Origin of the sequence: Reichenbachiella agariperforans (assembly GCF_900142205.1) — a bacterium.
Taxonomy (GTDB): Bacteria; Bacteroidota; Bacteroidia; order Cytophagales; family Cyclobacteriaceae; genus Reichenbachiella; species Reichenbachiella agariperforans.
In genome coordinates this window covers 39438-55602 of the sequence record NZ_FRAA01000007.1, presented here as the reverse complement: position 1 = coordinate 55602, position 16165 = coordinate 39438, and the positions used below count along the sequence as shown (strand labels likewise).

Sequence of the window (16165 nt, the reverse complement as noted above, 5' to 3'; positions counted from 1 at the left end):
GAAAACAATTATGCCAACAGCACCAAAATTCATAGGCGACTTTATGGAGTTACGTCTTAGTAACAAATTTTGTAAAGCAAGCGTCGTTTCAACTGAAATATCAAGCCCTAATGTCAAAACGATCACATTTAAAGGGTCATTCCCAAAGATTAAATTCAAAATAGGACAAGCAATACTCATTCGAGTCAACGATACAAACTACCGAAACTACACACCCAGTAAATGGGACAGTGAATTAGGGATATTCGAAGTTGTCTTTCATATGCACGGCAATGGACCAGGAAGTCATTTTATTAATCATCTAAAAGCCGATGACCAAATCACGGTGGGTCTACCAAGAGGATTTAATATTTACAAACAAGAAGCTCAATATCAGTTCTTTTTTGGTGATGAAACGTGTATTAGTGTTTTTAAAAGCCTGAAAGACAAAATAAATAGTGACAATAATAATTATTTGGGGGTTCTGGAAGTAGACGAAGTATCGATTGACGAACTCTACAACCTAGGTCTGATGTTGGACACAGTCCCAAAATCAATAAACCATGCTGAATTCGCAATTGAGAGTTTAAATGAATTGGATGATAAGATTTGGGATCTCTGGCAAAACGGATATTTCTATCTAATGGGCAATGCTAAGTCAATACAAGCTTTTAGACGAGCATTAAAAGAGAAAGGCGTGTCAAGCAAAAACATTTATACCAAACCCTTTTGGGCAGACGGTAAAATTGGGCTTTAATAGATTGGACAGAGAAAAATGGCGGCAGCCAACAAGACCATTAAAACCCGCCCGCCTACATTTTCTTATCGAATTATCTTACCCGATCGAGTACGTTTGTAACGCGACTACCAAAAAGCAAAGACTGCTACTTATCGTTTTCCAGCCTTGACAAAAGCGAGGCTATAAATCCCACTGATAGTCGTCTGCGAGAAGGATACAAAATCGACATACAGCAGGGCGACCGATGGCACAAAGCAGACACTCAGGCTAAAAGCCCTATAACGAAAAACGGTCTCACTGCTGCGAGACCGTTTCATGGTCTGATACTAAACATGGCTGTTGATTTAAGTGAACTTATGGGGCTGGCGCTACATCGCTGGCCGTGCTTACTTTCTCATACTTTAGCGTTTTGGCCAAACGCTTCAGCCTTGCGCCGGGTCTGAACCTGATACGAGCCTGTTTGATCCTGTCGCTACGGTACTCCTCTGGGCGCTCTACCCCTTCGCTATTCAGGGTCAAAAACAAGGTACCCAGGTTGCTCAGCCTCACTTGTCTACCAAATGCAAGCTGCATCTCGATCACCTCCAGCAAGGTACCGATCGCACCCAGCACCGTGCCGTAGTTCAAACTGGATACTTTGCTGATGATACCGACCAGTTCCTCAAAACTGACATCATCGCCATTGATGATTCGTGCATAATACTTCTTGGGGAGGGTAACATCATTTGGGTTGATACGCTCCGTGACTTTATACTGTACTGACATAATTGATAAAATTTAAAGGGTTAAAAAATAAAACTGTGATAAGAATCCTAACGGAGCGCTCTGTGTGGGATTTGTCATGTTAAAGACAAGTATGATGCCAAAAGGAAGGCTGATTCTGCCAAAAAACGTTAAAAAACCACAGCCTTTTCATTGCTCAAAAACCTTCTAAAAAGGCATTTGAGCAGGCTTTATGCGCTTTGAACAAAAGCTTAGCTTACCTGAGCCTGAAGGTAAGCTTACCAGAGCCCCAACCTAAGCTTACTACAGGGTGAAACTAAGCTTACCTCGACCCTGAGGTAAGGCAACATGGGAGCCGAACTAAGCTTAGGTTGGACAGGTCAGGTCTCACCCCCCTCCCAACCCAAAATATAGCACCCACCTCATAGCGTTTTGTGATATACCAAGGGATTTGCTTGTAGCCTTGGGAAATATCGATAGGAAATACTAGTTTGGCCTCACCAAGCCGATCAGCAGTCCGCTTCCCGCAGCATCATTCGAGAAGAGAAAAACAATTTTTCAAACGTTTATAAACGTTTGAAACAGTGCGCTGTGTACTTTACACGAATGTTGTGCTTAATTAAAATGGATTATGGCTAATCTTAAGATATTATTATCATCTACCTGTTACGATCTATCAATTGTTAGGTCACAGGTTCGGTCATTCATTCAAAAAATGGGATATGAACCAGTTATGAGCGATAACTCAGACATTCTGTATGACCCTAGAACACATACTCACATCAGTTGTGTAAAGGAAGTCGAGAATTGCGACATGGCTGTGCTAATAATTGGCTCAAGGTTTGGTGGTGAAGCAATTCCTCAAACTCTAGATGAACTAGATATTGAAGGGCTTAAACCTAAAAGCAGAAATGTAAAGTTTTGGGAGACAGTTGAACATATCTCAGTTACCCAAGCTGAAATTCTAAAATGCGTTGAACTAGGATTGCCAATATTCACATTTGTTGATTCTGGAGTAATGCATGATCATTTCGTCTATGAAAAAAACAAGAATAAAGAATTCATTAAGAACATAGAATTTCCATCGATTGAAAAAAAAGAAACAGCTCAATACATTTTTGAATTCATTAATTTCATCAGGTTAAGAAGTGAAAACAACAGCATTGTAGAATTTTCAAAGTTAGAAGACATTGAAATATTTTTAAAAAAGCAATGGGCTGCATACTTCCAGAGATTGCTACAAGAACAACAAAATAAGAAAGGTGAATTTAGAAGATTGGATTTTGTTGCAAACGAACTTGCTGATATAAAGGCTGCATTATTTTCTTCTATTTCCAGTGAAGATCTTAGAGATACTGCATCTGGGGCTATAAGATTCAGACGATTAATTGACTCTCTAGCCGTTTTAGCTCCTGATAAGTACGAAGAATATTTAATGTCTAATTCTCGATGGGAAACGATATTCAAATCGAAAATCGGAATTGAGGAAATAATACAAAGCGATGGTATTCAAGGACCTAGAGCTTTTTCATACTTAATTCGTAAAGATAGAAAATTCTTTATCATGAGATATCCATTAAGATTTTTGGAACGCATGGAAGGCGAATGGAATGAATTCAAGAAACTTAATGAACCTACTAAAACGGCAATTATTAAGGCAATAAAGGACATTTCGGATGATAGATTTTTTCATCTAAGATTTAAAGACAAGAAATTTGAAGATTTCATTGAAGAATCGAACAACGAATCTGATGATGATTAAAACTAAGCACAACAAGGGCTAAGAAAACATAGGGGTTCGGTGGTATTCGAAAGTTCAGAGCTTTTACATGTTCCGCCAATCCAAAATTTTGATAATGATTAAGTAAATTGAATTATAAAAATATTTGGCTTGGCTAATGAGTAAACCAAAGGGCAGCATTTCAAACTCCCCTACGTTTCTTAGCCAGTCGTTATATGCCAGAATCAAATCGACTATAAACATCAGGATCATGAGGACTCATCGTAAGAATTTCATCCTGTTTTAAAACAACATTCATAATTGCCCGTTTTTCTGAAAAAGAACCCTCAAATTGGACCGACATACGAAAAGAAAGAATTCCGTCAACTTCTGATTCATCCACTGGTAACGCTCTATTACGAACTCAAAACTGACTATATCAGTCTAACTTTGGTTTGGGCTAACAAGAAAGATCCAGATGAGTTGCGGGAAGAATTAAAACGGATGTGAATCGAGTAAACAGCTGACGGTCAAATAACCGTCATTACACGACAAGGACGAGGCACGAGGACACAGATCGGGTAATCCCCTACTAATCGCAGGGTGACATAAAAGCCGTCCCAAGGTCTGTGGCACACAGACCAAGTACTATTAATTCGTTCTATCACACCTTATAGCTCTAATGTTCAGTACAGCCGATAGACCTATAAGGTTAGGGAGCCTCTAACAGACCTACTTTAGGCTTTCCTCTCAAAGAAGATCTGTTGTCACCCCTTGGAGCGTATCGTCGCATTAGTAGACGACATCATTTTGATTATCTCCTGAATTGCATCATTCTGGTTTAAATATGTTTGCCCTGCACCAGAAACAGGACATGATCCGTATATTGCCTAGTATGAAACAACTCTCGCTGTACAACGACCAACTGATGCCTGCACTAGGGCTAGGCACATGGAAATCTCAAAAAGGAGAAGTCTATACGGCGATTAGACAAGCCATAGCAATCGGGTACAGGCATTTTGATTGCGCGCCCATCTATGGCAATGAAAAAGAAATAGGCACTGCGCTGCACGATGCGCTGCTGGCTGGAGATGTCACACGAAAGGAGCTGTGGATTACCTCCAAGGTATGGAACACCCATCACCGTGCCGAGGATGTGATCGTGGCACTCAAGCGGACACTAGCGGATGTACAGTTAGGCTATCTCGACCTCTACCTGATCCACTGGCCTGCCGCCCATCTCAAAACAGTCAAAATCCCTAAGACAAAAGAAGACCTGATCAGTCTCCAACAGCTACCGCTCGAAGAGACATGGCAAGGCATGGAAGAATGCGTCCTCGCTGGACTCACGCGTCACATCGGTGTGTCCAATTTCAGCACGAAAAAGATCAAGGGCATTCAGGCCTCCGCTAAAATCAAAATAGCGGTCAACCAAGTAGAAGCCCACCCGTATTTTCAGCAAAAGGAGTTACTGGCATATTGCCAGCAGCAGCACATCGCCCTGACGGCCTACGCTCCTTTGGGTGCCTATGAGCGTGCCAGTCTGATGCCCAACCATTCCCTGCCTTTTCTCTCAGACAGTCCCATCATCCAGCGCATTGCAGATCAGCACGATGCTACGGTAGCGCAGGTACTACTCGCCTGGGGCATCCAGCGGGGCACGGCTGTCATCCCTAAGTCTACCAACCCCGACCGACTGCTACAAAACTACCAAGCAGCCGACCTATCGCTATCGACCGAGGATATGGACATGCTCGCGCGCTTGGATAGCGGCTACCGCTATGAGAGAGGCAGCTATATCACACTGGAGGGATCTCCCTATACGGCAAAGAATCTCTGGGACGAATGATTAATTCTGTAGGGACATTCCTTATTAGTACATCATTCATTAAATTGCCCAGATCAATATTCAATCGTCACCAAAATCAGATTATGAAAAATACATACAACTTATTCATTGTCCTACTCCTATCTGTTGCGATTATTAGCTGTAGCACCAAAAAAGGAACTGATACTGAAAAAGTAACGACCGCCAATGTCAAGCAAGTCGTGGAGAAAGAGTTTAACTACCCTATCCCTACGTCGTTCGAAGTGACCACACTTCTACAAGACGCAGATGCGGCGTTCGTACTCGACATAACCAACCCAGTAGAAAACGTAGACAAATACGAAACACAACGAGACAAAGCGCTCAACCTCGGTATCTATGGAGCTGACCTCAGCTACGCCAGTACTTACAACATGAACGAGCAGACTTTGGAATTCTTAGACGCATCGAAGACGCTTATCGATGGACTGGATGTCCCAGGTATATTCACCGAAGACATGTTGGTACGTGTGCAAGAGAACATGGACAACAGAGATTCGCTGATCCTGATCGTGACTGAGTCGTTTTACAACACCTACGAGCAACTAAACAAACTAGGTCAGGACAAACTTTCTTTCCTCGTGATCTCAGCCAGCTGGATCGAGGGATTGTATATCACGACGCAACTCGCCGTCTCTAGTAACTACGACGAACGCATCATGGCGATCGTAGCACAGCAGAAAGGACCAGCCAGCATCCTCGTAGATACTGCCGAAAAATACAAAGACGATGAAGATATTCAGGCGATCGCTCCCCTGCTCAACTTCATGAAGTTGACCTACGAAGGAGTCGATCCTGCCGTGGGGATCACCAAAGGACAGTTGGATGACATCACCGCCAACGTCGAGTCTACTAGAAACGAAATCGTGGATTGATCCAAATATCAATTTCTTATTGGAAAGGCATATTGATTATTCAATATGCCTTTTTTAATTTGCGCCCGACAATAACATGATCCCGAACGAATGAGTGAATCTATTATTAATGCCCTGATGCGGCTATTTGCCATCATCGAAAGTGTAAAAGATGAAGTGGTGGATTCGGGTCACATGATCGTCAAGCCCTACCTACAGCGACAGCTCAACCAAGAGCTGTCAGACCAGTACCTGGGGCTATTTCAGGACTATGTGGACTTCTACAGAAAAGAAGCTTCGTCCAATACGCCTGAGATTGAAAACGAAACCAAAAACATCATTCAGGTCACCAAAATCTGTCAGCAGCTCAACAAAGAACTGCTACAGCATGAGCGCGTACTCGTATTCGTCGAACTGGTAGAGCTCATCAATACGGACAAGAAAGTCTCCACCCGCGAGAACGATTTCATGCAATTGGTCGCGCTCAACTTTAACCTACCCAAACAAGAAACCGACGACATCTGTTCGTTCATCCTCGATCAGGACATCAAAAATGTCCACAAGGGCAATGGCATGGTCATCGACAACAAAGTCACCGAATGGCCAAAAGAGATCGCTTGGATGATGAAACGAAAGACCGAACCCGGCATCACGGATTTTCGACACATCCAGGTCGAAAACCTATTCGGCACCATCGTCATACTCCATGTAGAAAGTGTCAATACTTTCATCTTTAGATACAATGGCCCACTGAGTCTGTTCGTCGAGGGAAAGAAAATCCAAAACGGAAAAATATACATCCTCAACTCTGGCGCCATCATCAAGGGCAGTACGATCAAACCCATATATGAGTCAGACATCAGCAAACGGTTTCTACTGGATGTCAAAAAAACAAAGCTCGTCCTACAGGCCGAAGAGATGACCTATAACTTCAAGAACAGTGACAATGGCATCAAGCCATTCAGCTTTAGTGAAGAGTCGGGGCAGCTCATAGGCATCATGGGAGGCAGTGGCACTGGCAAGTCCACCCTCATGAACCTGCTCAATGGCAAACTAGAGCCTAAGTCTGGCGAGATCAAAATCAATGGCTACAGCATACCCCGCAGTGTACAAGAAGGGGTCATCGGCTATGTCCCGCAGGACGACCTCCTGTTCGACGAACTCACCGTGTACGAAAACCTCTACTTCAATGCCAAGCTATGCTTTGGAGACCTGCCCGAAAACCGCATTCGTCGAGAGGTCAACAAAGTGCTCGAAGACTTAGACATAGAGGAGATCAAAGACCTCAAAGTCGGTGATCCGCTCAACAAGTCCATCAGTGGTGGGCAAAGAAAACGCCTCAACATCGCGCTGGAGCTACTGCGTGAGCCATCGGTACTTTACATCGACGAACCTACCTCCGGTCTATCCTCTATGGACTCAGAAAAGGTCGTCAACCTACTCAAGGAACAAACCCGAAATGGCAAACTCGTCATCATCATCATCCATCAGCCCTCGTCGGCCATCTACAAGCTCTTCGACAAAGTATGGATACTAGACAAAGGAGGCTACCCCGTATACACCGGCAACCCCATCGATGCAATCGTCTATTTCAAAACCATGAATACGGAGGTCAACGCTGCGGAAAGCGAATGCCGTACCTGTGGCAATGTCATCCCAGAGCAGATCCTCCACATCATCGAGACCAAAGAGATCGACGAAAAAGGTGGCTCCACCAAACACCGAAAAACATCACCCGAAGAGTGGTACGAAAAATACAAAGAGAACATAGAGTCTAAGACTGAAAAAATAAAATTCGAAACGGCACTCCCTCCGTCCAACTTTTCGATCCCTAACCTCATACAGCAGTCTACGATCTACCTCAAACGTGTACTGCTATCCAAGCGTAGCAACACGCAGTACATCCTACTCAACATCCTAGAACCACCACTGCTGGCACTCATATTGGGTTTCCTAGCCAAGTATTCGGAGAGTAGTGTGTATGACTTTAGCGAAAACCGAAACATCCCGATCTATCTCTTTATGACCATCGTCGTATCGCTGTTTACAGGACTGACGGTCAGTGCAGAGGAGATTTTCAAGGACAAGAAAATCCTAGAACGGGAGTCCTTCCTAAACCTCAGTCGGTTTAGTTATCTCAACTCGAAGATTATCTATCTGTTTGGGTTATCCGCTGTGCAAGTATTGATTTTCACCCTGTTTGGTAACTACCTGCTTGAGATCAAAGGGCTGACTTTCCAATACTGGCTGATACTGTTCTCTACCGCTTGTTTTGCCAACATGGTCGGGCTCAACATCTCATCGGGGTTCAACTCTATCGTCACGATCTACATCCTGATCCCATTGATTCTCGTGCCACAGCTGCTGCTAGGCGGTGCGATGATCCGCTTCGACGATCTCAACCATGGCGTTGGGGACAAGAAGAATGTGCCCTTTATCGGAGACATGATGGTATCCAGATGGGCTTATGAGGCTCTCGCAGTAGAGCAAGCGTCTAACAATGCCTACAGAAGTCACTTCATGGCTTATGACAAACGCATGAGTGACGCCAGCTACACTTTTGCGTATTTGATTCCTGACCTATCTGGTAAACTCCGAGAAGCCTATATGGAAGTGCTAGAAGACAACCATAGCCAAAAAGCCATCTATAACCTCAAGATGTGCCGCCACGAAATCGAGAAACTCCAAAACGAGGAAGGCAATCCACGCTTTGCAGCGATGGACCAGCTGTACTTTGAGAACCTAGACTCGGCACTGTACGAACAGTCCCTAGCCTACCTAAGAGGGCTGAGAAAGAAGTACAAAAACATCAAACAACAGGCAGTCAACGAACGTGACTCAATCTACCGTCAGCTCATCAAAGAGATCGGACAAGATGGATTGCTAGAACTCAAACGAACCCATCACAACGATGCGCTGCACTCGCTCGTCCTCAACCGAGACCAAATACAAAAAATATATGAAGGTGAAGATGAGCTGATTCGCAAAAAAGATCCGCTCTTCATCACGCCTGATTCGAACTGGGGTGATGCTCCATTCTACGCCCATGTCAAGGTACTGGGCAACTGGGAGATAGACACCTTCTACTTCAACTTGGCAGTGATATGGATCATGACCTTTATCACCTACCTGATGCTCTACTTTGACCTCTTGCGAAAAGTGCTCAAATGGTCCTCTCGCCAATTTGAAAAGCGATAACAGAATGAATAATATATCTACTCAATCTCCCCACAGCTCTCGCGCTGCGGTTAGTATCTTCTTTTTGATCCATGGCATCAACCTTGCCTCGTGGGCCTCACGTATCCCAGACATCAAGGCTGCCATGGATATCAATGATGCGCAGATGGGTACACTACTACTCGTTATGCCCATCAGTTCTCTACTAGGGCTCGCTGCGAGTAGCTGGATACTGCGGAGCTTCGACAACAAAGTACCGCTGATAGTCGCCATGATCGCCCAATCTATCGCGCTGGCATGTATCGGCATCAGTAGCAACCTCATCGCATTAGGCAGCTCATTGTTTTTCATGGCGCTGGCATTTCGTGTAGGAGGCATAGCCATGAATACACAAGCTGTGATTCTACAAAAATCCTACGCCAAACCGATCAATGGCTCTTTTCACGCCATGTGGAGTTTTGGTGGGATACTCGCTGTAGGGCTCACGTCTCTGATGATCGCCTTAGACGTCCCTATGCATACCCACCTCATCTGGACCTCTGTATGCATCGGTATTTTTGCGATCGTGTGTTACCCGTGGTTACCCTCAGGAGATCGTGCTACCGAAGGCTCTAAAATCAAAATGGGCAAGCCAGACAAACCACTGTTTCTACTGGGTGTACTGATATTACTCGCTTCGTTCTGTGAGGGAGGGATGTTTGACTGGAGCGGTGTGTATTTCAAAGACATCGTCAACGTAGAAGTCTATACCGCAGGCTATTTCACTTTCATGATCTGTATGACGATAGCCAGACTACTCTTAGACAAACTAATCGCTCACATAGACAACAAAAAAATCTACATAGGGAGTTCATTACTCATCGTCGGAGGCATACTCCTCGCTGTACTCCTCCCAAACCTCATACCAGCTATGATTGGTTTTTCAGTAGTCGGTATGGGTACTGCAGTCGTGATCCCAACTACTTTTCTGATGGCTGGGGATTCCAAAAAATACTCCGCAGGCATGGCTATCTCTATCATATCGAGCTACAGTGTGGTTGGTATGTTATTTGGCCCTCCCTTGATAGGTTTTATATCCGAGGCGTTTGGGTTGCAAGTGTCCTTTCTCTTCTTTGCCTTGATGGGTCTATTGATTCTTCCCGTTTCGCTGATGTACTTTCACGCGGTTAAGCGGCAAGGTTAATCATCGAACTGAACTACCCTCATCACCCCGACATGAGATCGAGGTATCCCTCACATCGGGCAGACTGTATTATTCTTTGTAGTTCTTTCTCATAGGATTCCCTAATAGCGCTTTTATCGTTTATGCAGACGAAGCTAAAAGGAGATAGTAAAGGTACAGTCACGTTAAAATTCTAAGACATATTACCCATCATGCAATCTCAATCGATCAAAGAAGGTTGGCTAACACTAGATCTGTCCAAATATGATTTGCAGATAAATGAAGATTTCGTAGTTACCTTAGAAACAGAGAGAAAATCTTCAGATGTAGGCTCCCTATCCTATGAAGTAAAACCACTGGCTAACAGGTACAGCTATTACCGCATCAACGGTAACAAAACCTGGAAACGCCCCCCTCACAGATATTGCCTACAAGTCGTCGCTGATGTGTTGTAGATCGGTATGACAAAAAACTGACGCTAGAGTACTTTCGACGTACCTCTAGCGTCATTGATGCTTTATCCTTTCACGTCAAACGCTAGTAAACTCTCTCCCTCCAAAGTAGCGACGAGCTTGTCGCCTGCTTTCACCGCTCCTACGCCATGTGCGGGTGTTCCTGACAAGATGATATCTCCTGGGTTGAGCGTCATATACTGCGACACATGCGCGATAATTTCTGGCAGTTTGTAAACCATAAGCGAAGAATGACCTGTCTGTACACGCTCCCCATTGAGATCTAACGCAAAATTGATGTTATCAATGTCAGCAAACTGCGACAGTGGCAAAAAGCCTGAAATCGGCGTAGCGCCATCAAACCCCTTGGCCAATGCCCATGGTCCCTTTCCTTCGCGACTTTGTGACAACACGTCCTTTGCCGTAAAATCAATCGAAACAGCCACTTCGTCTACGTGCGACAATGCTTCTGCTTCCGTTATATTTTTACCTTGCTTAGAGATTTTAAAAGCGAGCTCAACCTCGTAGGCTACATTCTGAGAGACTGCTGGAATTTCAAAAGCAGCATTGTCAGTCAACAGCGTAGTTTCAGGTTTGGTAAAAATAATAGGAGCCCATTTGGGCGATGGCATTTCCTCCAGCGTATTCACATAGTTTTTGCCTATTCCGATGATAATCATAGTCTTGTTTTTAGTTTTTCACAAAAATAGACGACTATCCGATTCCTGCAATTGAACACATATTATTCTCTGCTTTATTTGTTTTCATGGAAGTAAAAACCACTTTACCAACAAAGAACAACAAAGATGTCAATCAATACACCAAAGACTTCATCTTGAAAGAAAAACAGATCGAGTCCATCGAAACTGAAACAATTGAAAACCATAGCCCTAATCAAAAAAAGAGGCACCTCTACAAGCACCTCTTTAAACTATGAATTACTAATTACTAAAACTCTATTTTACTTGTCGGTAGACGTTGTTGTGCTGGAGCGTGCTTTTGAAATCACGAATGTTCGTGTTTTCATCGATGGTCACGATTTCCAGATCTACCATATCGGCATAGTCTTCTAAGTATTCATTGCCTAGGTTTTGACTATAAACGGTGTGGTGTGCGCCACCAGCCAAGATCCATGCTTGTGCAGCGATCTCAAGGTTTGGTTTGGCATCCCACAGTACACGAGCCGTAGGCAAGTGTGGCAGGTCTTGTGTAGGCTCGATGCCTTCCACGTTGTTGACAATCATGCGCATACGGCCTCCCATGTCTACTACAGATGCATTGAGGGCTTTGCCACCAGCTGCATTGAATACCAAACGAACCGGGTCTTCTTTTCCACCAATTCCGAGCGGGTGTACTTCACATTTTACTTTCTCAGCGCTGATAGATGGACAGATCTCCAACATGTGCGAACCGAGTACCAAATCCTTCTCAGGAGTGAAGTGATAGGTATAATCCTCCATGAATGAGTTGCCCCCTCCCATACCGGCAGCCATGACCTTCATCGTACGTGTGAGAGCAGCTGTTTTCCAGTCTCCCTCACCAGCGAACCCAAAGCCATCAGCCATCAGTCGCTGTGCAGCGATACCTGGAAGTTGTTTTATGCCATGTAGGTTTTCGAATGTATCGGTAAAGGCTGTGAACCCTCCTTCCTTAAAGAAACTTCTCAGACCTATCTCGATCTTTGCTGCATCTTCTAATGACTGTCTCTGTGCTCCACCTAATTTCAATACATCTTGCATGATGTAAGTCTCTTCATATTCCTGAATCAAAGCCTTCACCTGATCATCAGTAGCTGACTCGATGTGCGCTACGACATCCCCCACGCCATAGCCATGTACTTCATAGCCAAACTTAATTTGTGCTTCTACTTTGTCTCCTTCGGTCACAGCTACCTGGCGCATGTTGTCACCGATACGAGCTACTTTGCCTGACTGAGCATCCTGATGTGCGCTGGCCACACGCGTCCATACGTTGATTTGCTCTACGACACGCTCGTCTTGCCAGTGTCCAACGACTACTTTGCGTTGGATACCCAAGCGAGAACAAATAAATCCAAATTCACGGTCACCGTGAGCGGATTGGTTTAGATTCATAAAATCCATGTCTATAGTCGACCATGGAATCTCCGCATTGAACTGTGTATGAAGGTGCAAGAAGGGCTTGTTGAGTACTTTCAATCCACCGATCCACATTTTCGCAGGAGAGAAAGTGTGCATCCAAAAGATCAAACCCACACAATCGTCTGCATTGTTAGATTCTAAACATATTTTTTTGATCTCTTCTGGAGTTGTTACTACTCCTTTGTATTCAATTTGTACCGGAATCTTACCGTGGGCATTCAGAGACTTAGAAATCTCTTCTGAATGCGTCGCTACTTGCTTGAGCGTCTCTGGTCCATAGAGGTGCTGAGACCCTGTGACGAACCATACTTTATTTTGTTCTATTGATATCATCGTGTTAATCGTTTCTTTTATAACTATTGCTAAGGCTGTGGTATACAGACCAAGGTCTCAAAACACACCCAAATTATGACTGACCGTAATAAGCTCCTTTGCCGTGTTTGCGCTCGTAGTGTTTCTTTTTGAGTGACTCCTTGAGACGTGGTGCTTCGGGATTAATCGTCTTGGTGATCCATGCCATCTTGGCAACTTCTTCCAATACAGCAGAGTGGTACACGGCTTTTTTTACATCCTTGCCCCAAGTGAATGGCGCATGATTCGCGACGATTACCATCGGCACTTCTTCTGGTGTGATACTTTTATCTTTGAAGCAATCCATGATCTGAAACCCCGTCTCGTACTCATAGTCTCCTTCGATCATCTCGTCAGTCATCACAGGAGCACAAGGAATATCAAATGCCAAGTGATCCGCATGGGTCGTCCCATAGATCGGAATGTCCAGTTGGGTCTGCGCCCAAGCCGTAGCATGTGTCGAGTGCGTATGCACGATCCCGCCGATGTTTTCCCAATTTTTATATAATACAGCGTGTGTTTTGGTATCGGACGACGGTCTCATGCTGCCTTCTATGATGTTGTTCTCAAAATCAACAATCACCATGTCCTCGACTTTCAAGTCTTCGTAAGGCACCCCACTAGGCTTGATCGCAAAAACCTTCTTGTCTCTGTCAACAGCACTGGCATTGCCAAAAGTGAACAGCACCAATCCCAGTTGAGGCAACTGCATGTTAGCGTCGTAGGCTTCTTGTTTTATTTTCTGATATGGGCTCATTGCATGGTTATTTTTTCGATTGATTCTCCTAGCTGGCAGTACTTTACGTACAGCTGTGCATAGACTTCTGCTTTGTCCGCATTGGGCTGATAGGTCTTCTCAAAACCACCCCCCATGGCCTTCATCGCTTGTTCTACTTTCTCATATTTGCCTGCTGCGACTGCCGCAAACATCGCCGCTCCTAGAGCACAAGTCTGCTCTGAGCTAGCCACTTTGATGGGCATCTGCATGACATCAGAGAGCGTCTGCATCACGAGTTTGGACTTCTTGGCGATCCCACCGAGCGCGATGACGCCTTTGATTTCGACTCCCTCGTCTGCAAAGCGATCCGAGATGCGTTTCGCACCAAAGCATGTCGCTTCGACCAGACTCTTGAATAATCGTGGCGCGTCTGTGCCGAGATTGATACCAGAGAGTACACCTTTGAGTGCTTGATTGGCGTCCGGAGTTCTGCGTCCATTCATCCAATCGAGTGCTACCGGGTCATTGGCAGTTGTTTCTAATTGTGCTGCAGCTTCTGCGAGGGCGGGGATGATTTTATCATCCAGTTCTGTAGCATATTGCTCCTTCAACTCCGTACTCATGTGCTCTACGGGCCAGAGCAACAGTCGCTTGAACCACGCATAGACATCTCCAAAAGCAGATTGTCCCGCTTCCAGACCGAGCATGTTAGGGATCACTGACCCGTTGACTTGCCCGCATATTCCTTTGACAAGGTGCTCTTTGGCCTCCAAAGGAGCTACCATGATATCGCAAGTAGAAGTCCCGACGATTTTGCTGAGGTAGCCTGGCTCGATCTCACCACCAACAGCTCCCATGTGACAATCGAATGCCCCCACTGCAACGACCACATCCGTAGAAAGACCGAGTTTATCCGCCCATTCGCCTGTCAATTGTCCGACGGTTTCGTCTGAACTATACGTTTTTTCCAGAAGCTCCGTACGGTACTCCGCAAAGCTCGAATCGATCTGTGTCAAGTAGCTTTTGGGTGGTACACCATGGTAGTCTTTGTGCCAGAGAGCCTTGTGCCCTGCAGCGCATACGCTACGTTTCAAATCCTCGGCCTTGTTTCCTCCTGTAAGAAGAAAAGGTATCCAATCACAGTGCTCGACCCAAGTATAAGCAGCCGATTTGACGACAGGATCGACACGGTTGGTATGTGCTATTTTGGCCCAGTACCACTCAGAAGAGTAGATACCTCCGACATACTTAAGATAGTCTTCGTTGGATTGCGCATTGATAGCGTTGATTTCGGTAGCCTCTTGTAGTGCCGTATGGTCTTTCCAGAGGTGAAACATCGCGTTAGGGTTCTCTGCAAACTCGGACTTAAGCGCGAGAGGTGTCCCTGCTGCGTCAACTGGCACGGGTGTAGAACCCGTAGTATCTACCCCGATACCAATTACATTTTGACTCACTGCTGATCCTGCTTCTAACATGGATCGAGTGATTACATCTGTCATGGCTTCTATGTAGTCGAGCGGGTGCTGTCTAAACTGGTTGTCATGCGGAATGCAATATTGCCCCTCTGCCCATCTCGGGTAGTTGCACACGGCAGTCGCTACTTCTTCGCCAGTCTCCACATTGACGACCAACGCCCTGACACTGTCAGAACCAAAGTCTAGTCCTATGGTATATTGTTGTCCTTTCATTCTCTGCTTTTTAATTCGTGTACGATTCACACTTACTAGACAAATATAGCAACTTTTAATAAAGTGTCTATTTTACACTTATAAATTTTAAAAGAAATTTGATGAACTAAAACGCAAGAAATAGTACTGATGACTCAGACAGTCTAAATCAAGATAAGGCTGGAGATTTTGATTTTATTTCGTCGTAACACCGACTTAAACATGAGATAATACCAGATTAAGAAAGGTAAATCATAAATACTATAATAATATTACAAAATATTATTGGATAAGTAATATTTTAAAACAGCAGCTATGAGAATTTTTAAATCAAATATCCGTCTATGGATTGGGATAATCGCTATTTATATGCTCTCTTCCTTAAGCGCATGCGTCGCACACAAACCACAAAGTGCATGGATGGACCTCCCACACGCCCGTTCATTAGACAAGAAAAAAGGCAAACGCTCCAAAAAGATTCAAAAACGAGAAAAGCCCCCTCGTCGCTACAGACCCTGACATCATAACTCCGCAACAATACACTTAATTAGATGATGGCTAGCCTATCATCTAGCCAAAATACATTAATACTACTCCAACGTTCAATTTGGAATCAGGATTGATATGCACAGTCGT

Annotated in this window: 13 protein-coding genes; 8 read left to right on the top strand and 5 right to left on the bottom strand. The window is 44.6% G+C overall.

Going from position 1 to position 16165, the window contains the following annotated elements:
- The first annotated feature begins 10 nt into the window (after positions 1–10).
- Positions 11–736, top strand: a complete 726-nt coding sequence (locus tag BUB99_RS16065; RefSeq protein WP_073124169.1) for a siderophore-interacting protein — start codon at positions 11–13, stop codon at positions 734–736.
- 336 nt (positions 737–1072) lie between these two features.
- On the opposite strand, the gene BUB99_RS16060 is transcribed toward BUB99_RS16065, so the two are convergent.
- A complete protein-coding gene (locus BUB99_RS16060; RefSeq protein ID WP_073124167.1) occupies positions 1073–1483 on the bottom strand; it encodes an HU family DNA-binding protein in 411 nt (136 codons plus the stop codon).
- Between the two features lie 589 nt (positions 1484–2072).
- On the opposite strand from BUB99_RS16060, the gene BUB99_RS16055 reads away from it, so the two are divergent.
- From BUB99_RS16055 to BUB99_RS16025, 6 genes are all read left to right on the top strand, one after another.
- Entirely contained in the window at positions 2073–3203 is a 1131-nt protein-coding gene (locus tag BUB99_RS16055) for a DUF4062 domain-containing protein (RefSeq protein WP_073124164.1), read from the top strand.
- Positions 3204–4035: 832 nt separating this feature from the next.
- A complete protein-coding gene (locus BUB99_RS16045) occupies positions 4036–5010 on the top strand; it encodes an aldo/keto reductase (RefSeq protein WP_245816860.1) in 975 nt (324 codons plus the stop codon).
- Between the two features lie 83 nt (positions 5011–5093).
- Positions 5094–5903: a hypothetical protein gene (locus BUB99_RS16040; RefSeq protein WP_073124160.1), complete on the top strand. Its 810-nt coding sequence runs from the start codon at positions 5094–5096 to the stop codon at positions 5901–5903.
- 90 nt (positions 5904–5993) lie between these two features.
- Entirely contained in the window at positions 5994–9080 is a 3087-nt protein-coding gene (locus tag BUB99_RS16035; RefSeq protein WP_073124157.1) for an ATP-binding cassette domain-containing protein, read from the top strand.
- 4 nt (positions 9081–9084) lie between these two features.
- Positions 9085–10242 (top strand): MFS transporter, encoded by a 1158-nt coding sequence (locus BUB99_RS16030; RefSeq protein WP_073124155.1) that lies wholly within the window; start codon positions 9085–9087, stop codon positions 10240–10242.
- Between the two features lie 191 nt (positions 10243–10433).
- Entirely contained in the window at positions 10434–10676 is a 243-nt protein-coding gene (locus BUB99_RS16025) for a hypothetical protein (RefSeq protein ID WP_073124153.1), read from the top strand.
- Positions 10677–10738: 62 nt separating this feature from the next.
- Here BUB99_RS16025 and BUB99_RS16020 read toward each other — a convergent pair whose 3' ends face one another.
- Positions 10739–11353 carry a fumarylacetoacetate hydrolase family protein gene (locus BUB99_RS16020; protein WP_073124151.1) on the bottom strand — a complete coding sequence of 205 codons (615 nt, stop codon included), beginning with the start codon at positions 11351–11353 and terminating at the stop codon, positions 10739–10741.
- Positions 11354–11439: 86 nt separating this feature from the next.
- Here BUB99_RS16020 and BUB99_RS20460 point away from each other — a divergent pair, with 86 nt between their 5' ends.
- On the top strand, positions 11440–11610 hold the full coding sequence (locus BUB99_RS20460) for a hypothetical protein (RefSeq protein WP_158584206.1): 171 nt from the start codon (positions 11440–11442) through the stop codon (positions 11608–11610).
- A 19-nt stretch (positions 11611–11629) separates the two neighbouring features.
- On the opposite strand, the gene araA is transcribed toward BUB99_RS20460, so the two are convergent.
- The 3 genes from araA to BUB99_RS16005 all read right to left on the bottom strand — a co-directional run bounded on the left by araA (position 11630) and on the right by BUB99_RS16005 (position 15550).
- Positions 11630–13126: an L-arabinose isomerase gene (gene araA / locus BUB99_RS16015; protein ID WP_073124149.1), complete on the bottom strand. Its 1497-nt coding sequence runs from the start codon at positions 13124–13126 to the stop codon at positions 11630–11632.
- 73 nt (positions 13127–13199) lie between these two features.
- Positions 13200–13901, bottom strand: a complete 702-nt coding sequence (locus BUB99_RS16010) for an L-ribulose-5-phosphate 4-epimerase (protein WP_073124147.1) — start codon at positions 13899–13901, stop codon at positions 13200–13202.
- Positions 13898–15550 carry a ribulokinase gene (locus BUB99_RS16005; RefSeq protein ID WP_073124144.1) on the bottom strand — a complete coding sequence of 551 codons (1653 nt, stop codon included), beginning with the start codon at positions 15548–15550 and terminating at the stop codon, positions 13898–13900. Before BUB99_RS16005 ends, BUB99_RS16010 begins: the two co-directional genes overlap by 4 nt.
- Positions 15551–16165 lie beyond the last annotated feature (615 nt).